The organism is Bacillus sp. JJ783, assembly GCF_036963225.1.
GTDB classification, from domain to species: domain Bacteria; phylum Bacillota; class Bacilli; order Bacillales; family Bacillaceae_G; genus Bacillus_A; species Bacillus_A cereus_U.
Genome location: NZ_JBALMG010000116.1, coordinates 3025 through 3348, shown reverse-complemented (window position 1 = coordinate 3348; position 324 = coordinate 3025). Strand labels below are relative to the sequence as shown.

Genomic DNA, 324 nt, shown 5'->3' with positions numbered 1-324 from the left:
ATATAATATATATCTTTAATATATATAAAGAAAAAAGATAATACTTTTATACAGAGGGAAAATAGTGTTAAAACATTGCTGTGCTAAGGGTTCATAATTACTCTAGCCGCAAAAAATCATAAAAAGTAAATACTGGGAACGTACTTAATGAGCTGGATGATGATTAAAAACTACAAAATATCGTAAAGTAGGTATATAAAAACTACATATAATCATCGTTAATTTGATGCGAGTGAATGAATAAATAATAAATGCAAATTTCGCTGACTTACGAACAAACTTTCCACATTTCTTAAAACCTACACACAATTTATTAACAAATTG

Annotated in this window: 1 protein-coding gene; it reads right to left on the bottom strand. The window is 26.2% G+C overall.

What is annotated here, in order from left to right:
• Window positions 1-144: 144 nt before the first annotated feature.
• The coding region (locus V7038_RS22480; RefSeq protein WP_335695650.1) for a hypothetical protein at window positions 145-324 on the bottom strand (180 nt) is incomplete at its 5' end.